Genomic DNA, 13,177 nt, shown 5'->3' with positions numbered 1-13,177 from the left:
CGTCCGACGGAACGAACCGCGGGCCGCCGCTCGAAATGCGGCTGCGCGAACGGCCCTCGGCGCGCTAGAACCGGTGCATGGACGACGACGAGCGGCGGTTGCCCGGTGGCAGGACGGTCGGCGCGGTGCGCAGGGGTGACGCCGTGCACCGCCCCGTACAGCCGTGGACGCCCGCGGTGCACGCGGTGCTGCGGCACCTGGAGGCGGCAGGGTTCGAGGGCGCGCCACGGGTGCTCGGCGTGGACGACCGGGGCCGCGAGGTGCTGACCCACCTCGACGGCGAGACGGCGGGCGAGGAACTCCCCTGGCCCGACTGGGTGTACGCGGAGAGCACGCTCGTCGACGCGGGCCGCTGGGCCCGGCGGCTGCACGACGCGACGCTGGACTTCGTCCCGCCGCGGGACGCGCGCTGGCTCGCCGGGCAGACCTGGCGGCCCGGCCTCGTCATCGGCCACCACGACGCCGCCCCGTGGAACGCGGTCCTGCGCGAGGGGCACCTCGCCGGCTTCTTCGACTGGGACACCGCGGGCCCGTCCTCCCGCGCCCTGGACCTGGCGTTCATGGCGCTGACCTGGGTGCCCCTGCACGCGCGCTCGTTCGCCGAACGGACCGGCTTCACCGCCTTCGAGGACCGCTCGCGGCGACTGCACGTGCTGCTCGACGCGTACGGGTACGACGACGACCGCGCCGCATTCGGAACGGTGGTCGCCGCACGGGCCAGGACCAACGCGGAGGTCATCCGCCGGATGGCCGCCGACGGCGACCCGGTCTACACCGCGCTTGAGCCGGTCGCCGCCGAACTGGAGCGGGCCGCGCACGAGGTCGAGCTGCTGCCCGCCGCGTTCTGGCTGCCGCCCGCCGGGGGGCCGCACGGGCCCGCCGCATAGGCCGGGGCCGTCCCGTCGCCCCGTTCCAGGCGGGCGCGATTCCCCCTGGTCAGAGGCCGTTTCCGTATTCCCGCGTCCCGAATTGCCCCGCTTTCATGGTGGCCGGGACGGAGCGCACCGCAAGGTCGGGTTCTCCACGCGACCCCTGGGAGCCCCCCGTGACCTTGCGGACAGCCATCACCGCCGAGCCGATCCCCTCGCACGTCTCCGCACTCGACTACGTCATCCGTCCCGCCCTCGAACAGGGCCACGACGTCACCCTCCACGCCTCCCTCATGCTCCGCCGCCAGGCCCGGGACAGAGGCGTGCGGTTCCACCGGGCGGGGACGGACTGGACGTGCGAGCCCGCCGTGCGACGCGGTGTCAGCGAGATCTGGACGACGGAGGGCAACGCGCCGTTCAACCGGTACGTCTTCGGCAGGCTCTGGCCCGACCGGGCCGAGGCGAAGGCCCGCGATCTGATCGACGCGTGGACGCGGGCGCGCCCCGACCTGGTGATCGCCGAATGCAGCGACTTCGGCGCGCACCTCGCCGCCAAGGTCCTCGGCCTGCCCGTGCTCGCGGCGGACAACGGCCTCGGCCCGGTGCTCGTCGACCTCTGGGACACCGACATCGCGCCCGCGCTGACCCTCCTCCACAAGAGGTACGGCCAGGACGACGCTCCCGTCCTGCCGCCGCTGCTCACACCCGCGCCGGTCACGTGGTTCTACGGGACGCCCCCGCCCGGTGCGCGGGAGGTCCAGCGCACCGTCGCGGGAGAGCGGGGCGAACTGCCCGCCTGGCGGGACTCGTCGCTCCGCCCGCTCGCCGCCCGCCCCCTCGTCTACGTGAGCCTCGGCACGCTGACCACCGCCATGCCCGAACTGCGCGCCGTCGTGGGCGACTTGTACCGGGAGATCATGGCCGCGCTCGCGGCGGTCGACTGCGACGCGATCGTCTCGGCGGGGGACCTCGCCGAGCACCTGTGCAGCCCGGACCCTCGGATCCTCGTCGTACGCCGGGTTCCGCAGCCCGCGCTGCTGCGCCATGCCGACCTGTTCGTGACGCACGGCGGCCGGGCCTCCCTGCTCGACGCGGTGCAGGGCGGGACGCCCGTCCTCGGCCTCGGACTGCTCGCCGACCAGCCCGCCAACACCGCCGCGTTCGCACGGCTCGGGCTCGGCCGCGCCCTCGATCCCACGGCGACGCGCCACGAGATCGCCGCGGCGGTCAGGGCCCTCCTCGACGACGCCTCCTGCGCCGCCGCGGTGCGCGCCGCGGGCGCCGAACTGGCGCGGCTGGCGCCGCTAGACGTCGCGGAGCTGCGGAACGGGCTGTGACGCCGATTCCTGCGGTCGCCCCTCTTCTTGCGCCTGTTCCGGCCTGGGGCGCGGCTTCCCCGAGTGCAGGACCTGGTTGACGTACGGGACGTCCAGGGCCTTCTCCCAGCGGGCGACGACGAGGGTGGCGACGCTGTTGCCCGCGAGGTTGGTCAGCGCGCGGCACTCCGACATGAACTTGTCGATGCCGAAGATGAGCATGATGCCCGCCGCGGGCACCGTGCCGACGGTGGAGAGGGTCGCCGCAAGCGCGATGAAACCCGCCCCGGTGATCCCGCCCGAACCCTTCGACGTCAGGATCATGACGGCGAGCAGCCCGAGCTGCTGGCCGATGCCGAGCGGCGTGTCCGTGGCCTGCGCGATGTAGACCGCGGCCAGCGAGAGGTAGATGGAACTGCCGTCGAGGTTGAAGGAGTAGCCGGTCGGCACGGTCAGGCCGACGATGTCGCGGCGGATGCCGAGCCCTTCGAGCTTCATCATCAGGCGGGGCAGGGCGCTCTCGGACGAGGAGGTGCCGAGCACCAGCACGAACTCCTCGCGCAGATAGCGCAGCAGCCGGAAGATGTTGATCCGCAGGGCGGCGGTGACCGCGCCGAGCACGACGACGACGAAGAAGGCGGACGTGCCGTAGAAGAGGCCGATGAGGCGGCCGAGGCTGGTGAGGGTGGAGACGCCGTACTTGCCGATGGTGAAGGCCATCGCCCCGAAGGCGCCCACGGGAGCGGCCAGCATGACGTAGTGCAGGATCTTGAAGACGACGGCACTGAGGCGGTGGACGCCGTCGACGATCGGCTCGCCCACGGGTCCTACGGCCTTCAGCGCGACGCCGAAGAGCACCGAGAAGAAGATGACCTGGAGGATGTTGCCCTCGGCGAAGGCGCCGACCGCGCTGTCGGGCACCAGGTCGGTCAGGAAGTGCCACCACCCCTGGTCCTCACCGCTCTTGACGTAGTCGCGCGCGTCGCCCTGGAGCTGGAGGTCGCCGGGGTGGGCGTGGACGCCCGCGCCGGGCTGGAAGACGTTGACGGCGACCAGCCCGACGAGCAGCGCGGCCAGCGTGCCCGCCTGGAAGTAGAGCAGGGACTTGAGCCCCACCCTGCCGACCCGGCCGAGGCTGTCGACACTGCCGATGCCGCCCACGACCGTCAGGAAGACGATCGGGGTGATGAGCATCTTGATCGCGGCGACGAAGGTCGTGCCGACCGGTTCGAGGCCGGTGCCGACCGAGGGCCAGAGCCAGCCGGTCAGGACGCCCGTGACGATGGCGGTGAGGACCCAGAAGTAGAGCTGCCGGTACCAGCGCTGCCCGGTCGGTGGGGGCACCGGTGGAGCGGGGGAGTCGGGTGCTGCCATGGCGTGTCTCCTCGTCGTGGACGGGTGCGGGTGGCCTGGAGCGGATGGCCCGGCGCGATTCGGTGGACGGGTGCGGGTGGCCTAGAGCAGTTCGAGGAGCTTCCCGGTGAACTCCGCGGTCGTCGCGGTGCCCCCGAGATCGCGCGTGCGCACCTCCGTCTTGGCGAGCAGCGCGGCGATCGCGTCGGTGATGTCCTTGGCGGCGTCGGGGTGGCCCAGGTGGTCGAGCATCATGGCCGCCGACCAGATCGCCCCCAGCGGATTGGCGATGCCCTTGCCCGCGATGTCGGGGGCGGAGCCGTGCACCGGCTCGAACATGGAGGGGAACTCGCGCTCCGGATTGAGGTTGGCGGCCGGGGCGATGCCGATGGACCCGGCGACGGCGGCGGCCAGGTCGCTGAGGATGTCGCCGAAGAGGTTGGAGGCGACGACCACGTCGAAGCTCTGCGGGGCGAGGACGAACTTCGCCGCGAGCGCGTCGATGTGCTCCTGTTCCCAGGTGACCTGAGGGAAGCGGGCGGCGCGCTCGGTCACCAGCTGGTCCCAGAAGGGCATCGTGTGCACGATGCCGTTCGACTTCGTCGCAGAGGTGAGCCGGCCGCCGCGGCGCGTGGCGAGCTCGAAGGCGTGGTCGAGGACGCGGGTGACGCCCGCCCGGGTGAACACGGCTTCCTGTACGGCAAGTTCGTCGGCGAAGCCCCTGTTCATCCGGCCGCCGACCTCGCTGTACTCGCCCTCGACGTTCTCCCGGACCACCACGAAGTCGACCTCGCCGGGGCGGGCGCCGCGCACCGGGCTCTCGACGCCGTCGAACACGCGGATGGGGCGGAGGTTGACGTACTGGCGGAAGGCACGCCGGATGGGGATCAGGAGGCCCCACAGCGAGACGTGGTCGGGGACGCCCGGGTAGCCGACGGCGCCGAGCAGGATGGCGTCCTTGTCGCGGAGCTGGTCGATGCCGTCGTCCGGCATCATCGCGCCCTCGCGCAGATGGCGTTCGCACGACCAGTCGTACGACGTGTAGGTGAGGCCGAAGCCATGGCGGCGGCCGAGGACGTCGAGTACCTGCCGGGCGGGCGGCAGCACTTCGGCGCCGATGCCGTCGCCGGGGATCAGGGCGATGCGGTGGTTCGTCATGCGTCGATTGCAGCAACGCGCCTGGTGGGGCGTCCAAGACGGAAACCGGATCTGCCTTATAGGCGGGGGTTATCAGCGGTACGCGCAGGGGGTGGGCGGGTCCGGTCAGGGGTGTGTGAGGGGCGCGGCCCGGTCCGGTGGGTGTGCGGGCCCGGTCAGCTCTCCGCGTCGGCCCGCGTGCCCCCGGCGATCCCGACGAACGCCGCCGCCGCGGGCGAGACGCTGCCGAGCCTGCTCACCAGCGCGATGTCCAGCGTGGTCTCCGGCTCGATGTCCAGGACGTGCGCGCCCGCCTGCCGGGCGATGTCCCGCCACGAATCGGTGACGACGGCGACGCCGACCCCGCCGAGCACCAGCGGCAGCAGGGCGACCCGGTGCTCGGTCTCGGCGGCGACCGTGAAGTCGACGCCCTGCTCGCGCAGGGCGTCCACATAGGCGCGCATGCCGGTGCCGAGCTGGCCGACGATCAGCCGCAGGCCCGTCAGTTCGGCGCAGTTCACGGTCTCGCGGCCCGCCAGCGGGCTGTCCGGCGGGACGACGAGGACGAACCGCTGGCGGCCGAGGCCGTAGCGCGCGACCTCCTTCTCGGAGACCGGCCCCGCCGACGCGAGGAGCCCCAGCTCGACGGCGCCGGTGCGGACCATGTCGATCACCTCGCGCGAGGTGAAGGCCGCCCTGACCGCCACGGACACCCCCGGATACCGCTCGCTGAACGCGCGGATCAGGGTGGTGAGCGGCTCCACCGCCTGGGACGGCATGCAGGCCACGTCGAGGCGTCCCGTGCGCAGCTCGTGCACGGCCTCGACGCTCGACCGTGCGGTCTGCAGGCTCCGCACGGCCTCACGGGCCGGGCCGATCAGGGCGTTCCCGGCCTCCGTGAGGACCGCGCGGCGCCCGATGCGGTGGAAGAGGTCCGTGCCGAGGTCCCTCTCCAGCGCCCGGACGGCCTGTGACAGGGACGGCTGGGAGACGTACAGGGCGGAGGCGGCGCGGTTGAACCCGCCGTGATCCACGATCGCCAGGAAGTACTCCAGGTGCCTGATGTCCATCCGTACGTGCTCCTCACGCCCCGGTGCCGTCCCCGGTCACCTGCCGTCCCCGCTCGTCGGCCGGGTCCGGGAGACGTCAGCCGGTGAGCAGTTCCGTGAACCGCTGTGTGTCGATGTTCCCACCGGAGGCGATCACACCGATCCTGCGGGGCGCGGCCCCGCGCGGCCCCGCCTCGACGCGGCCGGCGATGAGCGCGGCGAGGGCGGTGGCCCCGCTGGGTTCGAGGACGATCTTCAGGCGTTCGAAGGCGAACCGCATGGCGCCCACGATGTCCGCGTCGTCGACGAGCGAGATCCCGTCGACCAGCCGCCGGTTGATCTCGAAGGTGATCTCGCCCGGAGTGGGCAGCGCCTGGCCGTCGGCGATGGTCCTCGGTACGGGGATGGTGACGCGTGTGCCGCTCTCCAGGGAGCGCTTGGTGTCGTCGCCCGCTTCCGGTTCGACGCCGATGATCCTGGTGGCGGGGTGGAGCGCCTTTGCGGCGGTGGCGGACCCGGCGATGAGCCCGCCGCCGCCGACGGGCACCACGAGGGCGTCGAGCGGTCCCGTCTCCTCGATGAGTTCGAGCGCTGCGGTGCCCTGGCCCGCGATGACGTGGGGGTGGTCGTAGGGCGGGACGAGGGCGAGGCCGCGGTCGGCGGCGAGGGCCTCGCCGAGGGCGGTGCGTTCCTCGGTGTAGCGGTCGTAGGTGACGATCTCCGCGCCGTAGCCCGCGGTGGCCTCCCGCTTGGACCGCGGGGCGTCCTCGGGCATGAGGATGACCGCGGTGGTGCCGAGTTCGCGGGCGGCCAGCGCGGTGGCCTGGGCGTGATTGCCCGAGGAATACGCGGCGATGCCCTTGGCGAGCCGTTCGGCGGGCAGCTGGGCGGCGGCGTTGTAGGCGCCGCGGAACTTGAAGGCGCCGACGCGCTGGAAGTTCTCGCACTTGATGAACACCTGGGCGCCGACCAGGGCGTCGAGGGTGCGTGAGGTGAGGACGGGGGTGCGGTGGGCGACGCCGTCGAGACGCGCGGCGGCCTGCCGGACGTCGTCGAAGGTGACGGGCGGTGCTGCGGCCATGGTGTGTCCTTACGCGACGGGGGTGGATCCGGACGGGTACGACGGGGCTGGATCCGGACGGGTACGAGAAGAACGCTGATCAAGACAGGGACAGCTCACCAGGTCGACGGCCCGACCGGAAGGACACGACACGGTGCATGCCGCAGAGGAACGCTCTTCAACTCACCTTGGGCATAATCTGGTTGGTGGAGTGAGGGGGCTCAACTCATGGCGGCGGATTCGAAGATCCTCATCGTCGATGACCACGCGGACACCTTGTTCGCGCTCGAAAGCGCGTTGGCACCTCTGCACTACGAACTGATCTGTGTCACCAACGGCGACGACGCGCTCAAGCAGATACTCCGGGGCGACATCGGCCTGGTCCTGCTCGATGTCCGCATGCCCGGCTCCGGCGGTCTCGACGTGGTCCGCTACATGCGCCGCCTGGAGCAGACCCAGTACATCCCCATCCTGCTGCTCACCGGCTTCGGCATGAGCCGTGACCTGGCCGCGGCGGCCTTCATGTTCGGCGTGGCCGACGTGATCCTGAAACCCGTCGACCCATGGACCCTGCGCACGAAGGTCCGCTACCTCTACGAGGCATACGTGCGCACACGCGCCCTCCAACAGGAACTCGACGCGCTACGGGCCAACGGCTCCACCACCCCACCCCGGGACCACACCTCACCGGACCGCCAGGACCCCACACCCCCAAGGGTCCCGGAACAGCCGAAGGGCACGAACCGGCCGAACCGTGTGGTGCATGACGGGCGACAGCAGTGACGGCCGGTACACGTATGCCGTAGGCCCGTCAGCCGTGGGCCCCCGTCACGCCGTGGGCTACGCCTCGTACTCGGTGAGATCGATCGCATGCACCAGCAGCGGATGGCCCGAGGTCGGGTGGGTCGTTTCGTGGTCCAGGGTCATGCCGAGTTTGCGGATGACGTTGGCCGAGGCCTCGTTGCCGAGGCGGTCGATGGCGATGACGCGGTCGATGCCGCGGTCCTGGAGGGCGAATTCGAGGGTGGCCTGGGCGGCTTCCGAGGCGTAGCCCTGGCCCCAGAACTGGGCGCCGAGCCGCCAGCTGATCGCCACGTCGGACCCTGCCTCGGGGAGGAATTCGGGGACGAAGAGGCCGGTGAAACCGGCGAGTTCGCCGGAGGCGAGGAGTTCCACGGCGAAGAGGCCGAAGCCCTCGTCGTCCCACTCCTCCTCCCAGCGCTCGATGGCCTCGGCCGTGGCGTCCAGGTCGCCGCTGGGGCCCTCGTCGGTCCAGCGCATGACGCGCGGGTCCGCGTTGATGTCCGCCATGGGCGCGAGGTCGTCGTCGTGCCAGCGGCGAAGGAGGAGGCGGGGGGTGCGGATCTCGGTCATGGGTCTCATCCTGCCGAACGGGGGAGGGGTGGTGGTAATCGGGCCATAGGGGGTCGGCCCGAAGGCGTAGGGGGCGGATTCCGTAGTTGCGCATGTTGTGCAGTTACGGAGATTGCCCGCGTGGAGCGACTGGCTCTCTCGCGGCGCATATGCCACAGCGTTCCGCGATTCGGAAGTCGGCACGCCGCAAGGCCGGTCCATTGTCGTCAACTCGAGAGCGGAAGCGGGTTATTCGGATTCTTCGCCGAGGTCGCTCCGGTGTCTCCTCGCGTGGATCTCTCATGGATAGGCCATCGGTGCGGAGCGGCGGCGGCAACTGATTGCGCGGCATGCCCGTCGCCTTGCGGCGGGGCACGCAAGGGCAATATGTCTGAACTGTGCCGTCGTTGAAGTGTGCGCTTGCCCACGTTTCGGGGGGTGATGGTGAAGCCTTCACGGGGAGCCGAGTGATCGGCCGAGTACGGAGCGTGTGGGTGTGTGTCGACTGGGTGGCGCGAGGCGGGTGTTGGTGCTGCTTTGGTGTAGACCTGGCGCCGCCCCGGTGGTGCCCCAGTGCCGTCCCGGTGATCGATTTCGGCCTCGCCGCGAGAGGTGTTCCGGCGGCGGGCCGTGAGGCGCGCGGGGCGATTTCGGGGCCCGTTCCCGCGTTCGGGCCCAGTTGGGCCGGAAAACGGAATCGTACTCTCCGTCCCGAAGGCGCGAGCGCCCGCCCTCGGGCGCATATCTTCGGCCAGCCTCGGCCAGTCGATGTGTAGCTTTCCCGGCCTTATGGGGCATTGTTTGGCATTTTTTCTAGATGGGCAGAGTAAAGGCCGGGTAGGGGGATCTTGACTGATCGCAGGGAGGTGGGGATACATTAAAGTTCAGCCAAAGTTGTTAAATCACGGGTGAACTTGGCTGGATGGCTCTGCAGTGAAGGGGGATTCAGTGATCTGGGTTGAGCGGCATGCTGAGCTACAAATCCTGAAGCGGATGCTTGATGAGTGCATGATGACAGGCCGAAAAGTTGCCCTGGTCGCAGGTCCGGGCGGTATGGGGAAAACGACGCTCCTGACGGGATTCTCCGGCTACGCCAAGGCCGTCGGCGCACTGGTGCTGAGTGCGTCCGCGGCCCGTTCCGAGCAGGTCAACGACTTGGGGGTGTTGAGGCAGGTATTTCGCTCCGTTGAGTTGAGCGCCGAGGAAAAAGAGCGCCTTGAGTTCATTCTGACCTGTCAGGAGGTGGAATCCCGGGATTCTGCGCTGAGCACGTGTGTGGTGGATGAATTAACAGATATTCTCCTTGAAGCGGCCGATAGCCGCCCCCTGGTATTGGCCCTCGATGATATGCAGTACGCGGACTCGGTCAGTCTTCAGGCGCTTCTCCTGATGCTGCGCCGACTCGCTTCGAAGCCCGTCGTCGCGGTATTCGCCGAGTGGCGGATATTCAACTCCGCAGGACCGGGCATCCTGTCCGAGTGCATCAAGCAGCCATATTTCTGCTACCTGAATCTGAGCCCGCTCTCGCTGGCGGGAGTAACCGACTGGCTGCGGCACCAGCGGCTGGGCGATACGCGTGCGGAACGGCTCGCGCCGTCCTTCCTCGCGGCGACAGGGGGAAGCCCCCTGCTCCTGCAAGCCCTGTGCCAGGACCAGTTCCCCCGGGGTGCCGAGCCCGCGTCCCCGGACGCGGAGGGCGCACCCGTCGAGGACGAGCTGTCCCCGGGGGCCCACTTCCAGGTCGCCATCGAGGCGTGCCTGCACCGCTGGGACCCTCGACTGCTCGATGTGGCTCGGGGTTTGGCCGCTCTCGGCGGACCGGCCTCCGTCGCCGTACTGGCGCGGCTGCTGGAGAGTGAACGCCGGACGGTGGTCCAGACGTTGAGCGCGCTCACCGACACGGGACTGCTCCGCTCCGGGTGGTTCTGCCATCCCGCCGTCCAGGGAGCAGCGTTGAGAGGGCTCGGCGAGGACGCGCTCGGCGTGCTCTACGAGCGCACCGCGCTGCAACTGCACCATGACGGCGCGCTGCCGTCGAAGATCGCCGACCGCCTCGTCGCCGCCGGAGGCATCCCGCAGAAGTGGTCCGTAGGGGTCCTCCGCGACGCGGCCAGACAGGCCATGAGGGAAGGGGATCCGTGCCGCGCGGCCGAGTTCCTCGAGGTCGCCCGCGAGGCCTGCACCGACGCCCGGGAGCGCGCCGAGGTGCTGGGGTCCCTGGCGCGGGTGCTGTGGCTGGTCAAGCCGTCGGCGGTCAACTCGCTGCTGGCGCCGCTGCGTTCGGCCCTCGACGACGGAAGCCTGGGCGGCCGCGGCATCCTGCTGCTCAGCAGCTCCCTCGCGTGGCAGGGCGGCGCGGAGGAAGCGACGGCGGTGCTGGAGCGCATCGGCACGCAGGAGCGCGAGTTCGACCTGACCGGCGCCGCGGAGGTGATGCTCGTACGGCAGTGGCTTCGCTGGGTGTCGCCCCTCAAGGACAAGGGCCGCGCCGACGGAACGACGTGGGCGGAGTGCGCCAGGGAGGAGGGGGCGGTCGAGGGCAAGTCGTGGAGCGACCTGGTCAAGAGCGCCGAACAGGTATTGCAGAGCTGTCGACTTGCCGACGCCCTGCCGGTCGCCGTGCTGTCCGCGCTGCTCGTCCTGGCCTACGGCAACCGCCTCGACGACGCCCAGCGCTGGTGCGCGACGCTCAGGCCCGAGGCTGAAGAGCACCGGGCCGTGGCCTGGGTGGCCCTGCTCGCGGCCGTCGAGGGGGTGGTGGCGCTGCGCAGGGGCGACCTGATCGACGCCGAGCGGCACACGCGCCGGGCCCTGGCCGTGATGCCGCCGCACAACTGGGGCGCGGCCGTCGGCCTGCCGCTGTCCTGTCTCGTGCACGCCACCACGGCCATGGGGAAGACGAGCGAAGCGGAGGCGCTCGTCAAAGAGGCCCTCCCCGAGGCTCATCAGAACGCGTTCTGGCTGCACTTCCTGCATGCCCGGGGCCGCTTCTACATCGCCATCGACCGGCCGTACGCGGCGCTGGCGGACCTTCAGGAGTGCGGCACCCACCTGGTCAACTCGCACCTCGACGGCCCGAACTTCATCCCCTGGCGCAGCGATCTGGCCGAGGCGTGGCTGCTGCTCCAGGAGCCGCACAGCGCCAGAGCCGCGCTGGAGGAGCAGCTGCTCCTGGTGAACGTCGAGGACGACCGGGTGCACGGCAGCTCGCTGCGCATCATGGCCGCCACGCTCGACCTGCCGGGCCGGGCCGCCATGCTGAGGGACGCGGTGAACGTGCTCTTCAAATCGGGGGACCAGCTGGAGCTGGCCCTCGCGCTCGCCGATACAAGCGACGTCGAACTGGAGTACGGGCGCTTCGCCGAGTTCCGGCTCAGCGCGCACCAGGCGAAGCGGATCGCCAAGTTCTGCGGTGCCGAGCCGCTCTACTGGCGGTTGCAGAAGACCGACGGCGCGGAACAGCAGGAGGACGCTCCCGCGGCGCAGCAGAACACCCCCGGCTTCACCGAGCTGAGCGAGGCCGAGCGCAAGGTCGCGGCACTGGCCGCGCAGGGCCGGAGCAACCGCGACATCAGCCGCACGCTCTTCATCACGGTGAGCACGGTGGAGCAGCACCTCACCAAGGTCTACCGCAAGCTCCGGGTGAGCAGCCGCTCCAGCCTCCCCGCGGAGCTGTACCTGGTGGGCTCGGCCGAGCACTGACCGTCTTCAGCGATAGCGCTCACGACAGGACGGGGATCCGACGAGGCCCCCGTGCCGTAGGGGCGAGGCGTCCGACGCCTCCCCTGCGGCACGGGGGCCTCGTGCGTCGTGCCTGGTCAGGGGCGGTATCGGGCGACGCGCTGGGGTAGGGCGACCGCCACGATAGGGGGCTGATTAGGGGTGGGACCGCGCTTGATCGCCGGTACGTTGACGCTCGATGGCAAAGAGTTTCCCAACAGATCGGGCGCCGCACACGCCGGCCGACTGCGCTGAGGATGAGGGGTCTTGAACCGATGAACGTAGCCGCGGACCGGAACAATTGGTTCCGCAGATACGTACCCGCGGCGCCCGGCGCCGTCCAGCTGATCTGTCTGCCGCACGCGGGCGGCGGGGCACCACAGTTCCTGCCGCTGGCCCGCGCGCTGGCGCCGGACGTCGACGTGGTCAGCGTGCAGTACCCGGGACGCCAGGACCGGCGCCAGGAGACGCCCTTCGACGACGTGCGCGCCCTCGCCGACCGGATCTGCGAACTGCTGGCGCCCCCTCCCTCGCAGCCCCTGGTCATCCTCGGACACAGCATGGGATCGGTCCTCGGATTCGAACTGGGCCTGCGGATCGAACGGTCGGCGCCGGGCGCGCTGCTCGGGCTGATCGCCTCGGGCCGCAGGGCTCCCGTCGTGCACCGGGACGAGAACGTCCACCAGCGTGACGACGACGCGGTCATCGCGGAGATCCGCTCCCTGAGCGGTACCGCGGCGACCGTGCTGCAGGACGACGAACTGCTGCGCATGGCCCTGCCCGCCCTGCGGGCCGACTACCGGGCGGTGGAGACCTACCGCTACCGCGAGGGCGACCGGCTGCGGGCTCCGATCGCCGCGCTGGTCGGCGACACCGACCCCCGCGTGAGCCTCGACGACGCCAGGGCCTGGCAGCGGATCACCGATGCCGGGTTCTCGCTGCGCACGTTCCCCGGCGGACATTTCTACCTGTCCGACCAGTGGCCCGACGTGGCCGCCGCGGTCGTCGACCGCATCGCCGTGTTCGAGGGCCGGGCCCATGCCTCCTGACCTGCCGACGCACTCGTGTGCGCGGCCGCGCCCGGCGCGGCACCCCGCGGGGGACGCGGTCCTGGCCACCCCGGCCGTCCTGGCCATCGGCATCCGCTGAGCCCTCACGCCCCTCCCCGCCCGTCCCTCCCCTCCCCTCCCCTCTTCTTCGTCTTCCCCGTTCCGTCCCAGCGGTGGGCGTCCCGCCGACCGCGCACGGCGTCGTTCCGTCAGGCACTGACGGCCCGGCTCTTCCCACGCACGTTTCCTCGCTCGTTTTCCTCGCGACCAT

The 13,177-nt window shown here is 70.7% G+C and carries 10 protein-coding genes; 5 read left to right on the top strand and 5 right to left on the bottom strand.

The genetic code is table 11. The features are described 5' to 3' along the window. The first annotated feature begins 77 nt into the window (after positions 1 to 77). Both ACIO9J_RS05080 and ACIO9J_RS05075 read left to right on the top strand, forming a co-directional pair. The gene (locus ACIO9J_RS05080) at positions 78 to 887 is read left to right on the top strand and encodes a phosphotransferase (protein ID WP_401992646.1); all 810 of its coding nucleotides are present in this window, start codon (positions 78 to 80) and stop codon (positions 885 to 887) included. A 158-nt stretch (positions 888 to 1,045) separates the two neighbouring features. After that, complete coding sequence (locus ACIO9J_RS05075) at positions 1,046 to 2,206, top strand: glycosyltransferase (protein ID WP_401992643.1); 1,161 nt, start codon at positions 1,046 to 1,048, stop codon at positions 2,204 to 2,206. Here the strand turns inward: ACIO9J_RS05075 and dctA are convergent. The 4 genes from dctA to ACIO9J_RS05055 all read right to left on the bottom strand — a co-directional run bounded on the left by dctA (position 2,174) and on the right by ACIO9J_RS05055 (position 6,805). After that, complete coding sequence (dctA, locus tag ACIO9J_RS05070; RefSeq protein WP_401992640.1) at positions 2,174 to 3,559, bottom strand: C4-dicarboxylate transporter DctA; 1,386 nt, start codon at positions 3,557 to 3,559, stop codon at positions 2,174 to 2,176. The two genes, ACIO9J_RS05075 and dctA, sit on opposite strands and share 33 nt — an antisense overlap. An 81-nt stretch (positions 3,560 to 3,640) precedes the next feature. Next, positions 3,641 to 4,696: a tartrate dehydrogenase gene (locus ACIO9J_RS05065; protein ID WP_401992637.1), complete on the bottom strand. Its 1,056-nt coding sequence runs from the start codon at positions 4,694 to 4,696 to the stop codon at positions 3,641 to 3,643. A 155-nt stretch (positions 4,697 to 4,851) separates the two neighbouring features. Beyond that, complete coding sequence (locus ACIO9J_RS05060) at positions 4,852 to 5,745, bottom strand: LysR family transcriptional regulator (RefSeq protein WP_401992634.1); 894 nt, start codon at positions 5,743 to 5,745, stop codon at positions 4,852 to 4,854. Positions 5,746 to 5,821: 76 nt separating this feature from the next. Next, complete coding sequence (locus ACIO9J_RS05055; protein ID WP_401992631.1) at positions 5,822 to 6,805, bottom strand: threo-3-hydroxy-L-aspartate ammonia-lyase; 984 nt, start codon at positions 6,803 to 6,805, stop codon at positions 5,822 to 5,824. 207 nt (positions 6,806 to 7,012) lie between these two features. Here ACIO9J_RS05055 and ACIO9J_RS05050 point away from each other — a divergent pair, with 207 nt between their 5' ends. Further along, the gene (locus ACIO9J_RS05050; RefSeq protein WP_401992628.1) at positions 7,013 to 7,567 is read left to right on the top strand and encodes a two-component system response regulator; all 555 of its coding nucleotides are present in this window, start codon (positions 7,013 to 7,015) and stop codon (positions 7,565 to 7,567) included. A gap of 57 nt (positions 7,568 to 7,624) precedes the next feature. On the opposite strand, the gene ACIO9J_RS05045 is transcribed toward ACIO9J_RS05050, so the two are convergent. Beyond that, on the bottom strand, positions 7,625 to 8,158 hold the full coding sequence (locus ACIO9J_RS05045) for a GNAT family N-acetyltransferase (protein ID WP_401992625.1): 534 nt from the start codon (positions 8,156 to 8,158) through the stop codon (positions 7,625 to 7,627). A gap of 912 nt (positions 8,159 to 9,070) precedes the next feature. On the opposite strand from ACIO9J_RS05045, the gene ACIO9J_RS05040 reads away from it, so the two are divergent. Then, positions 9,071 to 11,839 (top strand): AAA family ATPase, encoded by a 2,769-nt coding sequence (locus tag ACIO9J_RS05040; RefSeq protein ID WP_401992622.1) that lies wholly within the window; start codon positions 9,071 to 9,073, stop codon positions 11,837 to 11,839. Positions 11,840 to 12,132: 293 nt separating this feature from the next. Continuing rightward, positions 12,133 to 12,906 carry a thioesterase II family protein gene (locus ACIO9J_RS05035; protein ID WP_401992619.1) on the top strand — a complete coding sequence of 258 codons (774 nt, stop codon included), beginning with the start codon at positions 12,133 to 12,135 and terminating at the stop codon, positions 12,904 to 12,906. Positions 12,907 to 13,177: the final 271 nt, after the last annotated feature.

The sequence above is a fragment of the Streptomyces sp. NPDC087300 genome, assembly GCF_044744425.1.
In the GTDB taxonomy this organism is placed as follows: domain Bacteria; phylum Actinomycetota; class Actinomycetes; order Streptomycetales; family Streptomycetaceae; genus Streptomyces.
Note: the sequence above shows the minus strand (reverse complement) of the source record. Positions and strands in the feature narration are given on the sequence as shown.

Excerpts from the sequence above, each read along its gene's own strand:
- ACIO9J_RS05055 (WP_401992631.1), bottom strand. The coding sequence starts at position 6,805 with ATGGCCGCAGCACCGCCCGTCACCTTCGACGACGTCCGGCAGGCCGCC.
- ACIO9J_RS05065 (WP_401992637.1), bottom strand. The coding sequence starts at position 4,696 with ATGACGAACCACCGCATCGCCCTGATCCCCGGCGACGGCATCGGCGCC.
- ACIO9J_RS05060 (WP_401992634.1), bottom strand. The coding sequence starts at position 5,745 with ATGGACATCAGGCACCTGGAGTACTTCCTGGCGATCGTGGATCACGGC.
- ACIO9J_RS05050 (WP_401992628.1), top strand. The coding sequence starts at position 7,013 with ATGGCGGCGGATTCGAAGATCCTCATCGTCGATGACCACGCGGACACC.
- ACIO9J_RS05045 (WP_401992625.1), bottom strand. The coding sequence starts at position 8,158 with ATGACCGAGATCCGCACCCCCCGCCTCCTCCTTCGCCGCTGGCACGAC.
- ACIO9J_RS05080 (WP_401992646.1), top strand. The coding sequence starts at position 78 with ATGGACGACGACGAGCGGCGGTTGCCCGGTGGCAGGACGGTCGGCGCG.
- ACIO9J_RS05035 (WP_401992619.1), top strand. The coding sequence starts at position 12,133 with ATGAACGTAGCCGCGGACCGGAACAATTGGTTCCGCAGATACGTACCC.
- dctA (WP_401992640.1), bottom strand. The coding sequence starts at position 3,559 with ATGGCAGCACCCGACTCCCCCGCTCCACCGGTGCCCCCACCGACCGGG.